Source organism: Erwinia phyllosphaerae, from assembly GCF_019132875.1.
GTDB classification, from domain to species: domain Bacteria; phylum Pseudomonadota; class Gammaproteobacteria; order Enterobacterales; family Enterobacteriaceae; genus Erwinia; species Erwinia phyllosphaerae.
Genome location: NZ_JAHSPF010000029.1, coordinates 1 through 1,094 on the forward strand (window position 1 = coordinate 1; position 1,094 = coordinate 1,094).

At 51.1% G+C, this 1,094-nt stretch carries 2 tRNA genes and 2 rRNA genes; all 4 read left to right on the forward strand.

What is annotated here, in order from left to right:
• A 16S ribosomal RNA gene (locus tag KUE00_RS21745) occupies positions 1–66 on the forward strand; the annotation flags it as partial.
• A 74-nt stretch (positions 67–140) separates the two neighbouring features.
• Positions 141–217: transfer RNA gene (locus tag KUE00_RS21750), tRNA-Ile, on the forward strand.
• 172 nt (positions 218–389) lie between these two features.
• A tRNA-Ala gene (locus tag KUE00_RS21755) sits at positions 390–465 on the forward strand.
• 197 nt (positions 466–662) lie between these two features.
• Positions 663–1,094: ribosomal RNA gene (locus KUE00_RS21760) — 23S ribosomal RNA — on the forward strand; the annotation flags it as partial.

Below are 1,094 nucleotides of genomic sequence, written 5' to 3' on the forward strand. Positions count from 1 at the left end.
TTCATGACTGGGGTGAAGTCGTAACAAGGTAACCGTAGGGGAACCTGCGGTTGGATCACCTCCTTACCTGAAGATACTTTCCCGCGAAGTGCTCACACAGATTGTCTGATAGAAAAGTAACGAGCAGAAAAAACCTCTACAGGCTTGTAGCTCAGGTGGTTAGAGCGCACCCCTGATAAGGGTGAGGTCGGTGGTTCAAGTCCACTCAGGCCTACCAAATTTCATCTCATGCGGCGTTATGCGCGCGGTCGTTTACAGAAGTAAACTTCCCTCTCGCATGCCTTGCCTGAGAAGAAATTACATTTTTCGACAGAAAGATGTGCCCGCGGTTTTCCGGAAGGAAAAACGTGACCTGGTGGAGTGGTAGATGGTCTCTGCAGTAACTGTATGGGGCTATAGCTCAGCTGGGAGAGCGCCTGCCTTGCACGCAGGAGGTCAGCGGTTCGATCCCGCTTAGCTCCACCATGCAGTTTACAACACTATCTCAAAACTGGCTTACGAGTCACGTTTGAGATATTTGCTCTTTAACAATCCGGAACAAGCTGAAAATTGAAACGACGCGTCGCGTTCATTCTCCGTAATAAGAATGAACGGAGCGATGTGGTCGAGTCTCTCAATGCCTGCAACAGCAACGTGTCTTTCGGGACGCTTGTGGGTTGTGAGGTTAAGTGACTAAGCGTACACGGTGGATGCCCTGGCAGTCAGAGGCGATGAAGGGCGTGCTAATCTGCGATAAGCGTCGGTAAGGTGATATGAACCGTTACAGCCGACGATACCCGAATGGGGAAACCCGGTGCACTTGTGCATCATTGCAGCATGAATACATAGTGCTGCAAGGCGAACCTGGGGAACTGAAACATCTAAGTACCCAGAGGAAAAGAAATCAACCGAGATTCCCCCAGTAGCGGCGAGCGAACGGGGAACAGCCCGGAACCATCATCAGTTTGTGTGTCAGTGGAAGCGTCTGGAAAGTCGCAGGGTACAGGGTGATACTCCCGTACACGAAGATACACTTGCTGTGAGTTCGAAGAGTAGGGCGGGACACGTGATATCCTGTCTGAAGATGGGGGGACCATCCTCCAAGGCTAAATACT